14 protein-coding genes are annotated in these 17278 nt (G+C 33.7%); 7 read left to right on the top strand and 7 right to left on the bottom strand.

Going from position 1 to position 17278, the window contains the following annotated elements:
* Positions 1-82 precede the first annotated feature (82 nt).
* From EYY60_RS05140 to EYY60_RS05160, 5 genes are all read right to left on the bottom strand, one after another.
* Entirely contained in the window at positions 83-925 is an 843-nt protein-coding gene (locus EYY60_RS05140) for a FecR family protein (RefSeq protein WP_132988320.1), read from the bottom strand.
* 9 nt (positions 926-934) lie between these two features.
* Positions 935-1144 carry a C1 domain-containing protein gene (locus EYY60_RS05145; protein ID WP_132988321.1) on the bottom strand — a complete coding sequence of 70 codons (210 nt, stop codon included), beginning with the start codon at positions 1142-1144 and terminating at the stop codon, positions 935-937.
* Positions 1145-1190: 46 nt separating this feature from the next.
* Positions 1191-1712, bottom strand: coding sequence for an RNA polymerase sigma factor (locus EYY60_RS05150; protein WP_132988322.1), 522 nt, complete (start codon positions 1710-1712; stop codon positions 1191-1193).
* A gap of 290 nt (positions 1713-2002) precedes the next feature.
* On the bottom strand, positions 2003-2473 hold the full coding sequence (locus tag EYY60_RS05155; protein ID WP_132988323.1) for a hypothetical protein: 471 nt from the start codon (positions 2471-2473) through the stop codon (positions 2003-2005).
* Positions 2474-2554: 81 nt separating this feature from the next.
* A complete protein-coding gene (locus EYY60_RS05160; RefSeq protein WP_132988324.1) occupies positions 2555-2815 on the bottom strand; it encodes a hypothetical protein in 261 nt (86 codons plus the stop codon).
* Between the two features lie 387 nt (positions 2816-3202).
* On the opposite strand from EYY60_RS05160, the gene EYY60_RS05165 reads away from it, so the two are divergent.
* From EYY60_RS05165 to EYY60_RS05195, 7 genes are all read left to right on the top strand, one after another.
* On the top strand, positions 3203-4213 hold the full coding sequence (locus EYY60_RS05165) for a LacI family DNA-binding transcriptional regulator (protein WP_132988325.1): 1011 nt from the start codon (positions 3203-3205) through the stop codon (positions 4211-4213).
* 503 nt (positions 4214-4716) lie between these two features.
* Positions 4717-6705: a beta-mannosidase gene (locus EYY60_RS05170; RefSeq protein WP_132988326.1), complete on the top strand. Its 1989-nt coding sequence runs from the start codon at positions 4717-4719 to the stop codon at positions 6703-6705.
* Positions 6706-6796: 91 nt separating this feature from the next.
* Complete coding sequence (locus EYY60_RS05175) at positions 6797-9073, top strand: GH92 family glycosyl hydrolase (protein WP_132988327.1); 2277 nt, start codon at positions 6797-6799, stop codon at positions 9071-9073.
* 110 nt (positions 9074-9183) lie between these two features.
* A complete protein-coding gene (locus EYY60_RS05180; protein WP_132988328.1) occupies positions 9184-11466 on the top strand; it encodes a GH92 family glycosyl hydrolase in 2283 nt (760 codons plus the stop codon).
* Between the two features lie 4 nt (positions 11467-11470).
* Positions 11471-12931 carry a glycoside hydrolase family 125 protein gene (locus EYY60_RS05185; protein WP_132988329.1) on the top strand — a complete coding sequence of 487 codons (1461 nt, stop codon included), beginning with the start codon at positions 11471-11473 and terminating at the stop codon, positions 12929-12931.
* A gap of 133 nt (positions 12932-13064) precedes the next feature.
* Positions 13065-13967 (top strand): ROK family protein, encoded by a 903-nt coding sequence (locus EYY60_RS05190; RefSeq protein ID WP_132988330.1) that lies wholly within the window; start codon positions 13065-13067, stop codon positions 13965-13967.
* A gap of 258 nt (positions 13968-14225) precedes the next feature.
* The gene (locus EYY60_RS05195) at positions 14226-15170 is read left to right on the top strand and encodes an ROK family protein (protein ID WP_132988331.1); all 945 of its coding nucleotides are present in this window, start codon (positions 14226-14228) and stop codon (positions 15168-15170) included.
* Positions 15171-15184: 14 nt separating this feature from the next.
* On the opposite strand, the gene EYY60_RS05200 is transcribed toward EYY60_RS05195, so the two are convergent.
* On the bottom strand, positions 15185-15898 hold the full coding sequence (locus tag EYY60_RS05200; RefSeq protein ID WP_132988332.1) for a LytR/AlgR family response regulator transcription factor: 714 nt from the start codon (positions 15896-15898) through the stop codon (positions 15185-15187).
* A gap of 66 nt (positions 15899-15964) precedes the next feature.
* Positions 15965-17023, bottom strand: a complete 1059-nt coding sequence (locus tag EYY60_RS05205; protein WP_132988333.1) for a sensor histidine kinase — start codon at positions 17021-17023, stop codon at positions 15965-15967.
* Between the last annotated feature and the right edge of the window lie 255 nt (positions 17024-17278).

Here is a 17278-nt window from a genome sequence, read left to right on the forward strand (position 1 = left end):
ATTATTGAATGGAATAACTTCGTGTTATTCTGACTATATAAGGAGGATGTGTAGTTTCGCGGCTTGCATCCTTTTTTCTTTTCTACTGAAAAGTAATCTGTTTTAAATCTTCATTTATTTCAAAGTTTAGGTTATACATTTCTGATATTAATTGTACAATTGTTTTTAAATCTTCTTTTTTATTGATTCGGATTGTGATTTTTTGGTCTAGATTTTCTGATGGAAGAATTACTTTATAGCCATAATTTTTCTCAATATATTGACTTAAAACAGAAAGTTTTTCATTGTCAAAATCTATAAATCGGCTGAATTCTTCTACTGAAGCAATTTGATTTCCGTAAGTGAATTTCTCGCCGGGTTTTAAAATCCATTGTTGATCTTTTCCTTTTACATTCATTTGAACGCTTCCTTCATAAAGTTCAACAGTTACTTTTTCGTCTTCTGTTTCATTAACGATAAATGAAGTTCCCAAAACTGTGGTTGTGGTTTCATTGCAAAAAACCTGGAAAGGATGTTGTTTGTCTTTTTTGACTTTGAAATAAACTTCGCCATCAATTTCTATTTTTCGGTTTAGGGCAAAATTAGCGCCGTATGAAATTTTAGAATTCGGACTTAATTCTACTTTTGAATCATCCGGCAAAACCACATATTTTATTTTCGAAGTTGTATTTTCAATTACATTTTCGGCCAGAATAATACTTTCCTGTTGCGGTTTGTTATTGAAATAAATCCCAGTTCCAATAAGAACAAAAAGCAAAACCGCTGCCACCGAATAGTAGCGCCAAGGTCTTAGTTTTCGTTTTTTCGTAGCGAAAGTTTTAGAATGAAATTGTTCCCATGAAGCTTCCTTTTCATTGTCTGAATGAGAAAGCGGAGATTCACTCCATAGTTTTTTGAACTCTTCGTCAAATTTTTTTTTATCCATTTTTTAAGGTTAAATGATTTGGCACTGAAAACCTTGTTTGGTAAAAACACCGTACACCATTTCTTTGATGTCACGATTGGTTTCGATTTTGAGGATGTTTTCTTGACCTTTTTTGTCAAAATTTATGATACAGTCAGAAATGACGAATTGTAAAAGTGCCACAAGTAAATTGGCTTCTTTTTTAGTTCTGACATTAGTTTTGTACGCTTCGATGTGCATTTTTTATTCTTGTTTTTAGATATAACAAACGAGAACAAAAAAGTTCCTAATGGTTTTCGATTTTTTTTCGAATAAATTTACTGGCAAGATAAATATGATTGGCGATAGTCTTTTCAGAAAGATCTGTGAGCTCTGCAATCTCCTTGTAGCTAAGGTTTTCCAGTTTGTGTAAAGTGAATATTTTTTGTTGCTGTTCTGGAAGCTGATTGATGAAATTGTGTAATTTTTCACTTCTTTCATCAAAAATTGCCGTGTCGACTTCTTCTTGTGCAACTTCAACTTGAAAATTGTCAAGCTGAATTATTTTGTTTTCTCTGTTGATGTGATTGATGATGATATTTTTGCAAATGACAAATAATTGTTTGTCCAACAAAACATCTTCGTTGAGCAATTCTCTTTTATTGTATAATCGAATGAAAGTCTCCTGAACAAAATCTTCGGGAGTTAATACTTGAGAATTAAATCGTTTGGCAATATTTTTCAGTTTGTCGTAGTAGTTGAAGTAAACTTCCTTAAAAGCTTCTTCATTACCTTTTTTTAAACTTAAAATAAATTTTTTATTGTCCATAACGAAAAATATCGCGACTAGCTTTTAACTAGTGAAAACTCATTGGAGTCAATATTATTGTATTCAAAAATTGATCAATTTCAATCTAAGAATGTAACAAGTTGCAAAGAACCGTAATTTTATTGAAGATTTGTCGTCGTTATTAGAAAATGTTACAAAATGGAATTGTTTTTTAATTTGGAGGTGCTTCTGCAATTTTGGAAAAAAACGAACATAAAAAAACCGCTAAAGGAGTTTAGCGGTTTTTAATATAATTCAATAAATGAGTTGTTGAAATTTAAGATTAACGATTAATGTTTTCCATTTCCATGCCCATTTCCATTATTTCCATGGCCATGGTTTCCATTATCTTTTCCTTGTTTGTTATTTTCTTTTCCTGGTTTTGGCCCAATGGTCTGTTGAGGTTTTCCTTTGTAGCCTTTACCATATTTCACTTTATGCGTTTTGAAATTGTCGTAAGGCGAATTTCCTCTGTAATCAGTCAATACAACTTTATATTCGTTGTAAAGATCATAATTTCTATAAACGGTAGGCAACGATCTTGTTCTAATCCATTTTCCATTATTGATGTAAATATAATTCGCGGTATTTATATCATAATAAGTTTCAAGATCTGGCAAGTAGTAATAACGCACATCAGTATATCCAACGGGGCCCCAAGCAGGTGGCGTTCCAATATTTACATTCACATTTACCTGTGCATTTGAAAAGTAGACTGTGAAAAACAAAATTCCTGTTGCTAAAAATTTAAATGATTTCATAATATTTAATTTTTTAATTGTTATTAATTCTATATTTCAAAAAGCGTACCTAAAATTTGCCTAGAAGTAAAAACAGATATTTTACTGCTCTAAATTATCGCCATTTGTGGCAGCAGAAATTTGATCCAAGATATTAGTTTGGTTAGGCGAAATGTAGTTTTTTATTTCAGGAGCATTTTCTTTCTTGAAAAGAAGATCTAAAGCATTGTATAGTTTTAACAAAACATCTCGGTCTGCTTTTTCAATTTCTAAGGCAGTGTTAAAATTAAAAACGTAATTATTGGAATTACGTACCTCAACTTTTATCGTTTTCGATGTAATTTTAAATTTAACTATATCCATTTTTCTGTGTAAATTAATTTGGTTGCAAAAATGAGATTTTAACGTCAATTAGCCGTGCAATTTTTTATGTTTTTTTCGATCTTGAAATTTTAGTATTAAAAATACGAATTTATTTGAATTATCTCTTATTGAATCTGTATCGATGTGTTACATAATAATTAAAATAATTTAAGAAGATTAAATTCTTTAAAATTTGTTTTTAAAAATAAGTACGTGTTTTAAGTGCTTATTAAATGTAAAAATCTTATAATTGTAGAGAATTTTATTTGATATTAACGATAAAAAAATGATTTGTTTAAATATAATTTTTACAAAATCGTTTTAGTTGTTATTTTTGTTTATATTTGTGATTACGATTAAGGATAACCCAACAAATTAACGCATTACATGAAAAAGATTACAATAAAGGATATTGCGACAGAAGCTCAAGTTTCAGTGTCTACAGTATCTTTTGTTATCAATGGTAAAGGCGAAAAAATGGGAATCAGCGCAGCTGTTATTAAGAAAGTACAAGATGTAGCAGAAAAACTCAATTACAGGCCGAGCATGATTGCAACCAGTCTGCGAACTGGAAAAACGAGATCGATCGGACTTATTGTTGAGGATATTTCAAATCAATTCTTTTCTGATCTTGCTCGTGTAATCGAAGACGAAGCAAAAAATATTGATTATAGGGTTTTCTATTGTAGTACAGGAGATGATGATGAACGTTCTGAAGAATTGATACATAGTCTTTTGCAGGCAAATGTTGACGGATTTATTATTACGCCGACTAAAAATCTTGAAGAGAAAATTGATCTTCTCCTAAAGCTTAAAAAGCCGATGGTATTGATCGACAGGTATTTTCCGGGACAAAATGTGAGCCATGTCGTGATGGATAATTACGAAGCGGCATATTCGGCCACTAAATTTTTGATTAAAAAAAATCGTAAAAATATTGCTGTCGTTAACAATACTTCTGAAATGATTCAGATGAAGTTGAGGGAAGATGGCTATAAAGACGCTTTGAAAGAAGAAGGGATGTACAAGGAAAGCCTTGTGCTGCATTTGGATTATCATAGCAATGAAGAAACGAGAATTGATGGTCTTGTGAAATTTTTTAAGAAGAACACAGAAATTGATGCTGTTTTGTTTTTGACAAATTATATGGGACTTTCTGGACTTCAAGCTTTAAGAGGAATGGGAATTAGTATTCCTGAAGATATTTCGATTATTAGTTTTGATGATCATGACAGTTTTAAATTGCATACTCCAACAATTACTGTAATAGCGCAACCAATCGTTGATATTGGTGTTAAGGCAATAGAATTGTTGATGAGCCAAATGACAAATATGGAATCGTTTGAAGTTGAAAAAAGTTTAAAGAAGGGTGATTTAATTATTAGGGAGTCTGTCTGATTTTTAAAATTCAAGAAAAAAGGAAAAAAACGTTTCGTTTTTTTTTGAAACTTTACTAAATCGTTTTAGGATAAAAATAAAAGCTCAGGGCCGATGAAAGCCCGCAAACAAAGAAAATATTTTAAACAAAACACATAAAAAATTAAATTCAGAGCAGGGACTTTAATAGTTTTTAATGGTTGAATTTTGGTTAGTTAAGTTGAATTAAGCTGGGAAGTATCCTGCGGTTCCCGGCTTATTTTAAGTATAATGTGGTTTGCTGATTTTAGCATTAGAAAAAGAATCACAAAAGAAAAAGAAAATAAGAATAATTGCTTTTGCAATACATAATAAGAAATAAGTTAAGCTTGGCAGCCGTAAAAAGAAAATGATTTCAGTGATATTTTGTTAGTTACTATTATTCTGATACATATATAAGAGAAGGAAATAATTGTATTATCAATTGTCCTTCTCGACCTGCCGGCGATCCTTTGCGATAAAAATTAACTTGGCATTTAGTTGAAATGAATTATAAAAAAAGAGTTTATTGGTTTTTGGGCATTTGTGCAACAAGTTTTTCATTTGTTGCCAATGCCCAAAATATAAATATAAAAGAAGGCTGGCAATTTCGTGAAACGAAAACTGCAAAATGGTTTCCTGCAACAGTTCCAGGTGAAGTTCATACCGATTTGTTGAACAACAAAACAATTCCGGATCCATTTTACAGAGATAACGAAAAAAAACTGCAATGGATTGAAAAGAAAGATTGGGAATATAAAACCACTTTTCAAATAACACCAGCCTTATTAAAAAAGAAGAACGCCGAATTGGTTTTTGACGGATTAGATACTTATGCGACGGTTTATTTGAATAATAAGCAGGTTTTAAAAGCGGATAATATGTTTCGTCAATGGCGTGTTGAAGTTAAAAATCTGTTGAAATCTGGAAACAATGATTTGGTAATCGTATTTAAATCGGCTCAAAATGTAGCAGATTCATTAGCCAAAAAAGATCTGCCTTTTGTGATTCCCGATAATCCGCGTGCCTATGTTCGAAAAGCGCAATATCATTTTGGATGGGATTGGGGACCAAAATTTACCACTTGCGGTATTTGGAAGACACCTCGTTTAGAAGTGTATGATAAAAAAACACCCGAGAAACCTTATGTGTTAAATCGAAAAATAGAACTGATTCAAGAGCCTGACAGTGTAGGTAAATCATTTTATTTTAAAATTGATGGAAAGCCAGTTTATATGAAAGGCGCTAATTATATTCCGTCAGATGCTTTTCTCTCGAGAGTGACAAAAAAAGAATACGAAAAAGTGATTTCTATGGCTAAAGATGCCAATATGAATATGCTTCGTGTTTGGGGAGGCGGTATTTATGAGGATGACTATTTTTATGATTTATGTGATAAAAACGGAATTTATGTTTGGCAGGATTTTATGTTTGCAGGAACAATGATTCCTGGTGACAAAGCTTTTTTTGAAAATGTAAAAGCGGAAGTCCAATATCAGGTAAAACGTCTTCGTCATCATCCAAGTATTGTTTTGTGGTGCGGAAATAATGAAGCTGATGAAGCTTTCAAAAGTTGGGGCTGGCAAAAAAGCATGAATATGTCTAAACAAGATTCAACACGTTTATGGCATGATTATGTTCGTTTGTTTCACGATAGTATTCCGAAATGGGTAAAAGAAGTTGACAATAAAAGACCTTATGTTACCTCGTCGCCAATGCTTCATTGGTCAAAAGCAAACAGTTTGACATCTGCTGATAGCCATTATTGGGGAACTTGGTGGGGATTAGAAGATATTGAAGTCGTTCAGAAAAAGACTGGCCGATTTGTAAGCGAGTACGGAATGCAAGCCATGCCAAATTACTCTTCTATTGAAGCGTTTACATTGCCAGAAGATCGTTATTTATATTCAGATGTTTTAGAAGCACATCAAAAAGCCGGAAAAGGTTTCATGAAATTGGATTCGTATTTGAATCGCTATTTTATTGAGGAAGCTAAAATTAAGAAAATGAGTGTTGAGGATTATACGTATCTCACACAGTGTCTTCAATATTATTCTTTAAAAAATATTATCGGAATTCATCGTTCAAAAGCACCTTACAATATGGGAACTTTGGTTTGGCAGCTCAACGATTGCTGGCCGGTAGCAAGTTGGAGCGTAACCGATTATTACGATCGCCAACCAAAAGCGGCATGGTATGCCATGAAAGAAGCTTATCGAGATGACAAAAAACCGGAAATCGATTTGACGCGACCAATTAATCTGAAATTAGAAGATCCTAAAATCAGTTATAAAATTTCAGGAAATAAAGTCACTTTAAAAGCTTTAAAAGCAGCAAAATATGTATACGTTTCCATAAAAGGCTATACAGGAAAGTGGAGCGACAATTATTTTGATTTGAAAGAAGGAGAAGAAAAAACAATTACGTTTGAAGGCAAAACTGAGAAGCCAGCTTTGAAGGTTTATTCGCTTTATGATGTTTTGAATAAATATTAATTAATAGATATTGAGCTGTTTAGTGTAAGAAAGATTAGAAAAAAACTTAGTGCCTCAGCATCTCAATATCTTAGAAGTTTTAAAAAAAAATATGTTTACAAAATACACCAAAATAGCTTTTAGCGGTATTTTCGCTTTAAACTTGTTTTTTGCAAATCCTGTTGATGCGCAGAAAAAAAGCGCAAATCAAAATAGTGTAGATTACACAAAATATGTAAATCCATTTATCGGATCGGCGGGGCATGGCCACGTATTTGTGGGAGCAAATGTTCCTTTTGGGGCAGTTCAGTTAGGACCTGTAAATATTTTTGAAGGCTGGGATTGGTGCAGCGGTTATAATTATGCAAGCAATACTATTTTAGGATTTACGCATACACATTTAAGCGGTACCGGAATTGGCGATTTGAATGATATTTTATTGCTGCCGGTTACGGGAAAAGTGCCACTTTTTAAAGGCACAAAAGAAGATATGACAAATGGTTACGGCTCTTATTTTTCGCATGCAAACGAAGTGAGCAAGCCAGGTTATTACAGTGTCATTTTGGATAAATATAAAATCAAAGCCGAATTGACAGCCAGTGAAAGAGTTGGTTTTCATAAATATACTTTTAACTCGACATCAGATGCTCATGTTTTACTAGACTTAGCTGATGGAGTTGGATGGGATAAACCTGTAAAAACTTTTATCAAAAAAATAAATGCTACGACGCTGGCAGGCTATCGTTTTTCGGCAGGATGGGCTACAGATCAACGTATTTATTTTACAATGGAATTTTCTGAACCAATTTCAAATATAGCTTTATACGACGATAAAACGCCAGTTTCAGGAAATGAAGGCGAAGGTTTGAAAATGAAAGCAGTTTTGGATTTTGGAACATTAAAAAACAAACAAGTTTTAGTTAAAGTCGGAATTTCTCCGGTAAGCTCTGAAAATGCTTTAGCGAATATAAAAGCAGAGATTCCAAATTGGGATTTTGATCAAACAGTCAAAATGGCTTCTTCAAAATGGAATAAAGAATTAAATAAAATTCAGATCACAGGAAACGATAAAACAATGAAAGTTTTTTATACTTCATTGTACCACACGATGTTTGCTCCTTCCATTTTTAATGATGCCAACGGAGACTACAGAGGAACAGATAAAAAGGTTTACGAAAAAGCAAATTTTACAAACTACACTACTTTTTCACTTTGGGACACGTACCGCGGACTTCATCCATTATATACAATTACGCAACCGGATAAAATCAATGACATTGTAAAATCATTTTTGGCAATTTACGAACAGCAAGGAAGATTGCCGGTTTGGCATTTAATGGGAAATGAAACCAATACCATGAACGGAAATCATTCGATTGCGGTAATTGCAGATGCTTACTTGAAAGGATATCGCGATTATGACGTGAATTTGGCTTATGAAGCCATGAAAAAAACAGCTATGCAAACTCGCGACGGAATGGATTATGTTCAAAAACTGCAATACATTCCAGCAGACAAAATGTTGGAAAGTGTTGGAAATGCTTTAGAATATGCTATTGACGACTATTGCATTGCACAGGTGGCAAAAGCTTTAAACAAAACTGAAGACTACGATTATTTCTCAAAAAGAGCGAATTTATACAAACTTTATTTTGATAAAGAAACCACATTCATGCGCGGAAAATTGACAGATGGAAATTGGAGAACGCCGTTTAATCCGCTTTCATCGGCGCATCGAAAAGACGATTATGTTGAAGGAAATGCTTGGCAATATACTTGGTTGGTTCCTCAGGATCCTTATGGCTTGATTGATTTGTTTGGAGGCGAAAGTAAATTTTTGGCTAAATTAGATTCACTTTTTCAAATAACAGATAAAGTGGAAGGCGAAGAAGTTTCACCAGACATCAGTGGTCTAATTGGGCAATATGCACAAGGAAATGAGCCAAATCATCATATTCCATATTTATATGCTTTTGCGGGACAACCTTGGAAAACGGCAAAATTAATTCGTGAAATCGACGATAAATTCTACTCAACAAAACCTGACGGATTGTGCGGTAATGAAGATTTAGGCCAAATGTCGGCTTGGTATGTTTTGTCTTCAATGGGATTTTATTCAGTTAATCCAGCAAATGGAGTTTACGTTTTAGGAAGTCCACTAGTAAATACAGCAACAATTCATTATAAAAAAGGAATTTCATTTACCGTAAAAGCAATCGACAATAGTGCTTCAAATATGTACATTCAAAAAGCAGAATTCAACGGAAAACCTTATACAAAATCCTATATCACTCAGGATATGATTGTAAAAGGCGGTGAATTGAAATTGTATATGGGAAGCAAGCCATCTGCGAATTTTGGAGTAAAGAAAGAAGATAGACCTAAGTAAATTTTAGATTTTAGAATTAAGATTTTAGATTTCCTCAAAGTATTAAAAATTTATAGATATTAATTTAAAGCGTATAGCCTACAGCTTATAGCTTAAAGCATAAAAAGACTATGAAAGTAAAGAGCTTAATTTTTTTAGGATTAATACAGTGCGGTATTGCCACAGCACAAGTAAAACCTTTAGATCCGGCAGAATATGTAAATCCATTAATGGGGACACAATCTGTGCATAGTTTGTCAAACGGAAATACTTATCCAGCAATTTGCAGGCCATGGGGAATGAATTTCTGGACACCGCAAACTGGGAAAATGGGTGATGGATGGGCATACACATACACTGCAGAAAAAATTAGAGGATTTAAGCAAACGCATCAGCCATCGCCATGGATGAACGATTATGGACAGTTTTCGATTATGCCAGTGACAGGGAAAATAGTAGTTGCAGAAGCAGATCGAGCAAGTTGGTTCAGTCATAAAGCAGAGGTTTCAAAACCGTATTATTACAGCGTTTATCTTGCGGATTATGATGTTACAACAGAAATTACTGCAACTGAAAGAGCTGCGCATTTTCAGATCACTTTTCCTGAAAATGAGCAATCTTCAATTGTAGTCGATGCATTTGACAAGGGTTCATACATCAAAATTATTCCATCTGAAAATAAAATCATAGGCTATACAACACGCAATAGTGGAGGAGTTCCAACGAATTTCAAAAACTATTTTGTGCTTGTTTTTGACAAACCATTTGCTACAAGCAGTACATGGAATGAAAAAGGTATAGAAAAAGATAAATTAGAATTGCAGGACAATCATGCTGGAGCAGTTGTTAGTTTCAAAACTAAGAAAGGCGAAATTGTAAACGTCAAAACAGCTTCATCATTTATAAGCCCAGAGCAAGCGGAATTAAATTTGAAAACCGAGTTAGGAAATGCGACTTTCAACGAAACTGTAGCATCTTCTAAAAAAGAATGGAATAAAGTTCTAGGAAAAATAACTGCCGAAAGCAACGACGCAGATCAATTGAAAACTTTTTATTCTTGCTTGTATCGCGCAACTTGTTTTCCTCAAAAGCAATATGAAATAAATGCCAAAGGCGAAACAGTGCATTACAGTCCGTATAACGGAAATGTTTTGCCGGGTTATATGTATGCAGGAACAGGTTTTTGGGATACTTTCCGCGCCTTATACCCTTTATTGAATTTAGTTTATCCTTCTGTAAACAAAGAAATGCAGGAAGGTTTGATCAATGATTATAAAGAAGGTGGCTTTTTGCCAGAATGGTCGAGCCCTGGTTTCAGAAATGTAATGGTCGGAAACAACTCGGCTTCTGTGGTTTCTGATGCTTATATCAAAGGTTTAAGAGGATATGACATCAATATTTTATTTGAAGCTTTAGTTCATGGAGCAAATAATGAAGGCCCGATGGATGCCGTGGGAAGAAAAGGAGTTTCGTATTATAATACTTTAGGGTATGTTCCTTATGATGTGAAAATCAACGAAAATGCGGCAAGGACGCTGGAATATGCTTATGATGATTTTGCGATTTGGAAATTGGCGAAAGCCTTAAATCGTCCAAAAAAGGAAATCAGTTTGTTCGAGAAACGAATGATGAATTATAAAAACGTATTTAATCCTGAAATTGGATGGATGAGCGGCAGAAATAAAGACGGAAGTTTTCCGAAAAACTTCAACCCATTAAAATGGGGAGATGCTTTTACAGAAGGAAATGCAATGCATTATAGCTGGAGCGTTTTTCATGATGTTCAAGGATTGATTAATTTGATGGGCGGACAGAAAAAATTTGTGGAGAAATTAGATGCGGTTTTTTCAACACCTCCAGTTTTTGACGACAGTTATTACGGATCGGTTATTCATGAAATCCGCGAAATGCAGATTATGAATATGGGACAATATGCTCACGGAAACCAGCCAATTCAGCACATGATTTATTTGTACAATTATGCAGGCGAACCTTGGAAAACACAATATTGGTCAAGAGAAGTTATAAAACGTTTGTACAAGCCAACTACAGATGGTTATTGTGGCGATGAAGATAACGGCCAGACTTCGGCTTGGTACATTTTTTCAGCAATGGGATTTTATCCGGTTTGTCCAGCAACAGACGAATATGTTTTGGGTGCGCCATTATTCAAAAAGCTGACTTTAGAGTTGGAGAACGGCAAAAAGCTGTTTATAAACGCTCCTAAAAATTCTGAAACTAATAAATACGTTCAAGAATTAAAATGGGATAATGCCAGTTATGCTAAAAATTTCATCAATCATTCTGATGTCTTAAAAGGCGGAGAATTGAATTTTGAGATGTCTGCTGAACCAAATTTACAAAGAGGAACTTCTTCAAGCGCCTTTCCATACTCTTACTCAAATTCAAAATAATACTATGCAGTCACGTAGAAAATTTATAAAAAATGCTGGAATTTTTTCAGCTGGACTATTGGCGATTCAAACCGATGTTTTTGCTTCACAGTCAAATGCGTTTGATTTTGCGTTAAAAGATTTTATCAGCAAAAGACCTCCTTTGGCTGAAAGAAAATTTACAAGTCCTGCAATTGAAGCGGCAATTACACGCATCAAAAAACAAATTGCGAATCCAGAATTAGCTTGGTTGTTTGAAAACTGTTTTCCAAATACGCTAGACACCACAGTCGATTTTGAAATTATTGATGGAAAACCGGATACATACGTAATTACGGGAGATATAGATGCCATGTGGCTTCGCGACAGTACAGCTCAAATTTGGCCTTACATTCCATTTGTGAAAGAAGATAAAAAACTGGCTGAATTGGTAAAAGGTGTAATCAATCGTCAGACAAAATGTATTTTGCTGGATCCTTATGCAAATGCTTTTTATAAAGATTTTTCTAAAATAAGCGAATGGAAAAATGATCTGACCAAAATGAAACCAGGAATTCACGAACGCAAATGGGAAATCGACAGTTTGTGTTACCCTATTCGTTTGGCGCATGGATATTGGAAAGAAACTGGCGACCTAAGTTTGTTTGACAAGCAATGGAAAGAAGCCATGCTTTTAGTATTGCAGACTTTTAAAGAGCAGCAAAGATGGACAGATAAAGGGCCATATACTTTCCAAAGAGAAACAGCTTGGGCGACTGATGGCGTGCCTTTGAGCGGTTACGGATATCCTGTGAAACCTTGTGGTTTGATTGTTTCCACTTTTAGGCCAAGTGACGACAGCACTTTGTTCGGTTATCTAATTCCGAGCAATATGTTTGCGATTGAAGTTTTGGGTTATTTGATCGAAATTTTCTCTCTGCCAGCCATGTTGGACAAAGATTTGGTTGCCAAAGCAAAAGAATTAAGAGAGCAAGTTCAGAAAGGATTAGAAGAAAACGGAATTATCGAACATCCAAAATTTGGAAAAATAATTGCTTTTGAAGTAAACGGATACGGCAGTTTTCACATGATGGATGATGCCAATGTTCCTTCTTTACTTTCATTGCCATACTTAGGAGCAATTGAGCCAGACAGCCCATTATATTTGAATACTCGAAAAGTGGTTCTTTCAGAAAACAATCCGTTTTTTTACAAAGGAAAAGCAGGCGAAGGAATTGGTGGCCCGCACACCGGAGCCGATACAATTTGGCCAATGAGCATTGTTTTGAGAGCCATTACAAGTGTCGATGAAAAAGAAATCAAAGCGTGCATCAGCAATTTGATCAAAACAAATGCCGATACCGGTTTCATGCACGAATCGTTTCATAAAGATGATGTAGCCAAGTTTACCCGAAAATGGTTTGCTTGGGCGAATACGCTTTTTGGAGAAATGATTGTGCACACCAGCATCAAATACCCACAAATTTTAAAAGATAAAAATTTATAAAAACCTCAAATTAGCAATAAAAATAAGAGGATAGATTAGTTATAGTTTCAAAATGCTATTGGAAAAGTTTATGAATGAAATGAATATTATTGAGCTAAAGCCAGATTTTAAGAAAATAGATAAAAGTGAAAAAATGAATAAAGAATATGCCGTTGGAGTTGACATTGGAGGAACACATATTACCGCAGCAATTATAGATATTGCGAATATGAAAATGATTGACTTTTCGGTACATAAAGAATCTTTTGATTCTAATTTGCCAGTCGATCAGGTCATGACTATTTGGGAAAAAGTGATTCGCATTTCAATCGAAAACTCAAAAGTAGAAGAAGTAAAAGGACTTGCCGTGTGCATGCCTGGCCCGTTTGATTATGCGAATGGACTTTGCTGGATAAAAGATCAATCTAAATATGAGCATTTTTACGGCCTGAATGTTCGTTATTTGTTTCAAGGAACGCTTAACTTGTCGAGTGATTTCCCGATTCTTTTTGAAAATGATGCCGTTTGCTTTGGAAAAGGCGAAGTTTTTAAAGATGCAGCTAATCTTTCTAAAAAAGTCATGGCAGTAACATTAGGCACAGGACTTGGAGCATGTTTTATTGATAAAGGCGTTTCTATTTCAACAGGAGAATCAGTCCCAATTGACGGAGAAATTTACAATTTGCCATTCAAAGACGGTATTGCAGAAGATTATGTGTCGGCACGCGGACTTTTAGGAGGCTATAAAACCTTATCAGGTAAAAGTCTTAAAAATGGCTTAGAACTTTATAATCTGGCACTTTCCGGAGATGAAATTGCAATTAAGGTTTTTGAACAAATGGGCGAGGATTTGGCTGAGGTTGCAATTCCTTGGATAACTAAATTTGGTGCAAATCATTTTATTATTGGAGGAAAAATTGCCAATGCAAGCGAATTTTTTCTTTCGTCTTTCAATAAAAAAATTAAAGAAAACGGACTAGAACTTAGCGTCGTTGTTTCTACAGATAATGAAGGAGCAGCTTTATTGGGAGCGGCCAGTATGCTTTATAAATTGTAATTAAACTTTTAGTTCATATAAAAACACCATTCTGTAATTCGGATACAGAATGGTGTTTTTGTTTTTATAATAAAGAAGGCAAGCCAAAAAAATATTAATTCGTACCGTCTTTTGACAATATATCATTGTTCCATAAGCATCTTTCTGTTTAAGTTTGAAATGATGCTTAGTAATGAAAAGTTCGTGTGGAAACGCTTTAATTACATTGTGTTAGGAGCACAAGTATCGATTTCGGTTAAACAATTTAAATAAACAAAAATGGCAATAATTATAGGCGTGGACGTTGGAGGTAGCCACGTAAGCAGTGCGGCAGTTGATAGCGAAAGTTTTAAAATAATGCCCGACACTTATTTTTGCTCTGCTGTTGATTGTATGGCATCAAAAGAAACAATTTTTAAGAAATGGGCAGAGGCAATTAATCAAACTATTAGGGTTATTGAGAAAAATGGATTGATTTCTGAAAATGAAACGATTGGGATCTCTTTTTCGATGCCAGGACCTTTTCAGTATGAATCTGGAGTCGCAATGTTTAAAGGCAATAATAAATTTGAAGCTTTGTTTAATGTTTCGGTTTCTGATGAACTTTTAAAATACATCAAAAACAAAAATGTAATTTTTAGATTCCTCAATGATGCAAGTTGTTTTGGAGTTGGAAGCACATTAAAACAAACGGCAGGTTTAGTACATGAAAAAGTAATTGCAATAACTTTAGGGACTGGTTTTGGAGCTACTTTTTTAGATGATAAATTGCCTATAACTCAAGGTTTGAATGTACCCGATAATGGATGTTTGTGGGACAAGCCCTTTGAAAATGATATTGCCGATAATTATTTTTCGACACGATGGTTTTTAAAAGAATATGAAAATGTTTCTGGTGAAATCGCTACAGATGGCGTAAAAGAAATAGCAGGCTTGAAAAATCATTCTACAGCCAAAATTTTTGACAGTTTTGCAGATAATCTAACGGAGTTTTTATCTCCATACATTATAAATTTCGATGCCGATTTATTAGTTATCGGCGGCAATATTGCCAAATCGTATAAACTGTTTTTATCCAAATTAGAGGAAAATTTTAAAAACAGAGCTATTGATCTTGCCATTTCTATAATTGATGAAACAGAAGAAACGAGTATTCTCGGATCAAGTTATTTATACAACGACGTTTTTTGGGAACGCATTAAACATGAATTGCCAAATTTTTAAACTTCTGAATTTAATTAAGTAGAAGAATTTAAAATTCTTTGTTTGACATGTTCCATATACGATCTTCCAATAACATATCTAAGGCCTTCAATTTCGATGCTGTTTCCTTCAACGGCATCGATCTTGTCAATGGCAATAGTAAAAGAGCGATGGATTCTCAAGAAATTTCGCTCCGGCAATAAGTCGGTGAAATCAGACATCGTGCTGTGTATGATGTATTTATTGGTAAGCGTACTGATTTTTAAATAATCTTTCAAGCTTTCGATTACCAAAATCTCATTCAGGAAAATCTTCTTCATTCTTTTTTTATCAATTTTGACAAAGATGAAAGGATTGTCTGCCGTATTCTCGGGTGTAATGTTGTTTATAGTTTCCAGACGCTTGCTGACCTTGTTAAGGGCTTTCATCAGTCTTGGAAATTCAATTGGTTTAACCAAAAAGTCAACAACATCGAGTTCGTAAGTTTCAATAGCAAATTGGCTGTAAGCACTTGTAATAATTACCAACGGAGGATTTTCAAGGCTTTTTATAAAATTTATGCCGTCAAGAACCGGCATATTAATATCTAAAAAAATGACATCGACTTTATTGTTTTTCAAAAAATTCAGACCTTCAATCGGGTTGCTAAAAGTATTTAGAACCTCAAAATCTTCAAGGGGTTCCAAATAATTTTTAATAACATTGATTGCCAAAGGCTCATCATCAATAATCAAACAATTTACTTTCATTTTTTTATTATTATTTTTTGCGCAAAATAATTTAGCAGGTACTGTTTTTAAACAGCAAAAGTCGTGCTAAGTGACTTTAATTTTAAGCTTTACAACAAAAATATTCTTTTTCTTTTTAAAAGAAAGGTTATACTCGTTTTTATTGTAACCTAATTCTAATCTTTTCTTTACATTTTCGATTCCGATGCCACTTGAAGTGTTGAAATTATCTTCATGAAGTGTAACTTCTGGTTGCGGATTAGAAACGCTAAAATGCAGGAAATCATCTTTTATCTTGAAATTGATGTCAATAACAACTTTTCCAGTGTTCTTGTTTACGCCATGTTTAAAAGCATTTTCAATAAAAGTCAAAAGAATAATTGGCGCTATTTCCTTATCGTGAATGTCGCCCGAAATAGACATGTTTATTTCAAGACGATCATCATTCCGAATTCGCTCCAAATCGAGATAATTTTGAATGCAAAGTATTTCGTTTTCTAAGCTTTGTCTTCTGTTTTTTGTTTCATACAACATATAACGCATTAACTCAGAAAGTTTTGTTACTATTCTCGGTGTCTTGTTAGATTTTTCTACAGATAGTGAGTAGATATTATTAAGCGTATTAAAAAGAAAATGAGGAGAAATTTGAGATTTTAGGAAAAGCAGTTCGGTTTCCAATTGTGATTTTTCGAGATCGACAACTCTTTTTTGCTCTTTCATAAAATCCAATGTAATCTTGATTGCCGTAACAAATGTTATCACATACAATTCGCCAATCATCATGTCGATCGTGTACGTAAGTGTAAGTTTATCGATTTTAGTGGGGCCTTCTGGCCAAACATCATGATTTATAAGTAGATAGGTAAGGTTGAATTTCAGAATTACCATTGCGAAAATAGAAATCAAAACGGCAAGGACGTACAAAAGGTATTTTTTTCGATAAACCAAATACGGCATAAACAGCAAAATATTCAGATAACATAAAGTCATGTGAATAGGAAAACCTAATAAATTACTCTTGAACGAATAAGCATAATCGTTAAAATAAATTCCCCAGCGAAAAGTATTGAACAAAAAGTATGTCAACCAGAAAAATACGTGGTAACGCAAGGGAATCGAATAAAATCTGCTGGAACTGAAATTCATAATAATACTACGTTTTGTGACTTTTTTTGGTGTTTGTCTTCGTTTAGATGTCGTTTGTCTAAATTACTTTAAGCAAAAATCAATTTTATATAAATTTAAAGTTAAATTATTATTGTTTTTACTTGTTTTGCTTTGTTGGTCTTAATTGCGCTTTCGATCGCAAGTTGTGAAATAAAGAGATACAAAAAATAATTGTGACCAAGTTTTTTTGTCTAACGGCTTTTTTATTGCAAACAATAATTAAAGTTTTTTTTT

Source organism: Flavobacterium zhairuonense (assembly GCF_004352915.1).
Taxonomy (GTDB): domain Bacteria; phylum Bacteroidota; class Bacteroidia; order Flavobacteriales; family Flavobacteriaceae; genus Flavobacterium; species Flavobacterium zhairuonense.

Excerpts from the sequence above, each read along its gene's own strand:
- EYY60_RS05140 (WP_132988320.1), bottom strand. The coding sequence starts at position 925 with ATGGATAAAAAAAAATTTGACGAAGAGTTCAAAAAACTATGGAGTGAA.
- EYY60_RS05145 (WP_132988321.1), bottom strand. The coding sequence starts at position 1,144 with ATGCACATCGAAGCGTACAAAACTAATGTCAGAACTAAAAAAGAAGCC.
- EYY60_RS05150 (WP_132988322.1), bottom strand. The coding sequence starts at position 1,712 with ATGGACAATAAAAAATTTATTTTAAGTTTAAAAAAAGGTAATGAAGAA.
- EYY60_RS05155 (WP_132988323.1), bottom strand. The coding sequence starts at position 2,473 with ATGAAATCATTTAAATTTTTAGCAACAGGAATTTTGTTTTTCACAGTC.
- EYY60_RS05160 (WP_132988324.1), bottom strand. The coding sequence starts at position 2,815 with ATGGATATAGTTAAATTTAAAATTACATCGAAAACGATAAAAGTTGAG.
- EYY60_RS05165 (WP_132988325.1), top strand. The coding sequence starts at position 3,203 with ATGAAAAAGATTACAATAAAGGATATTGCGACAGAAGCTCAAGTTTCA.
- EYY60_RS05170 (WP_132988326.1), top strand. The coding sequence starts at position 4,717 with ATGAATTATAAAAAAAGAGTTTATTGGTTTTTGGGCATTTGTGCAACA.
- EYY60_RS05175 (WP_132988327.1), top strand. The coding sequence starts at position 6,797 with ATGTTTACAAAATACACCAAAATAGCTTTTAGCGGTATTTTCGCTTTA.
- EYY60_RS05180 (WP_132988328.1), top strand. The coding sequence starts at position 9,184 with ATGAAAGTAAAGAGCTTAATTTTTTTAGGATTAATACAGTGCGGTATT.
- EYY60_RS05185 (WP_132988329.1), top strand. The coding sequence starts at position 11,471 with ATGCAGTCACGTAGAAAATTTATAAAAAATGCTGGAATTTTTTCAGCT.
- EYY60_RS05190 (WP_132988330.1), top strand. The coding sequence starts at position 13,065 with ATGAATAAAGAATATGCCGTTGGAGTTGACATTGGAGGAACACATATT.
- EYY60_RS05195 (WP_132988331.1), top strand. The coding sequence starts at position 14,226 with ATGGCAATAATTATAGGCGTGGACGTTGGAGGTAGCCACGTAAGCAGT.
- EYY60_RS05200 (WP_132988332.1), bottom strand. The coding sequence starts at position 15,898 with ATGAAAGTAAATTGTTTGATTATTGATGATGAGCCTTTGGCAATCAAT.
- EYY60_RS05205 (WP_132988333.1), bottom strand. The coding sequence starts at position 17,023 with ATGAATTTCAGTTCCAGCAGATTTTATTCGATTCCCTTGCGTTACCAC.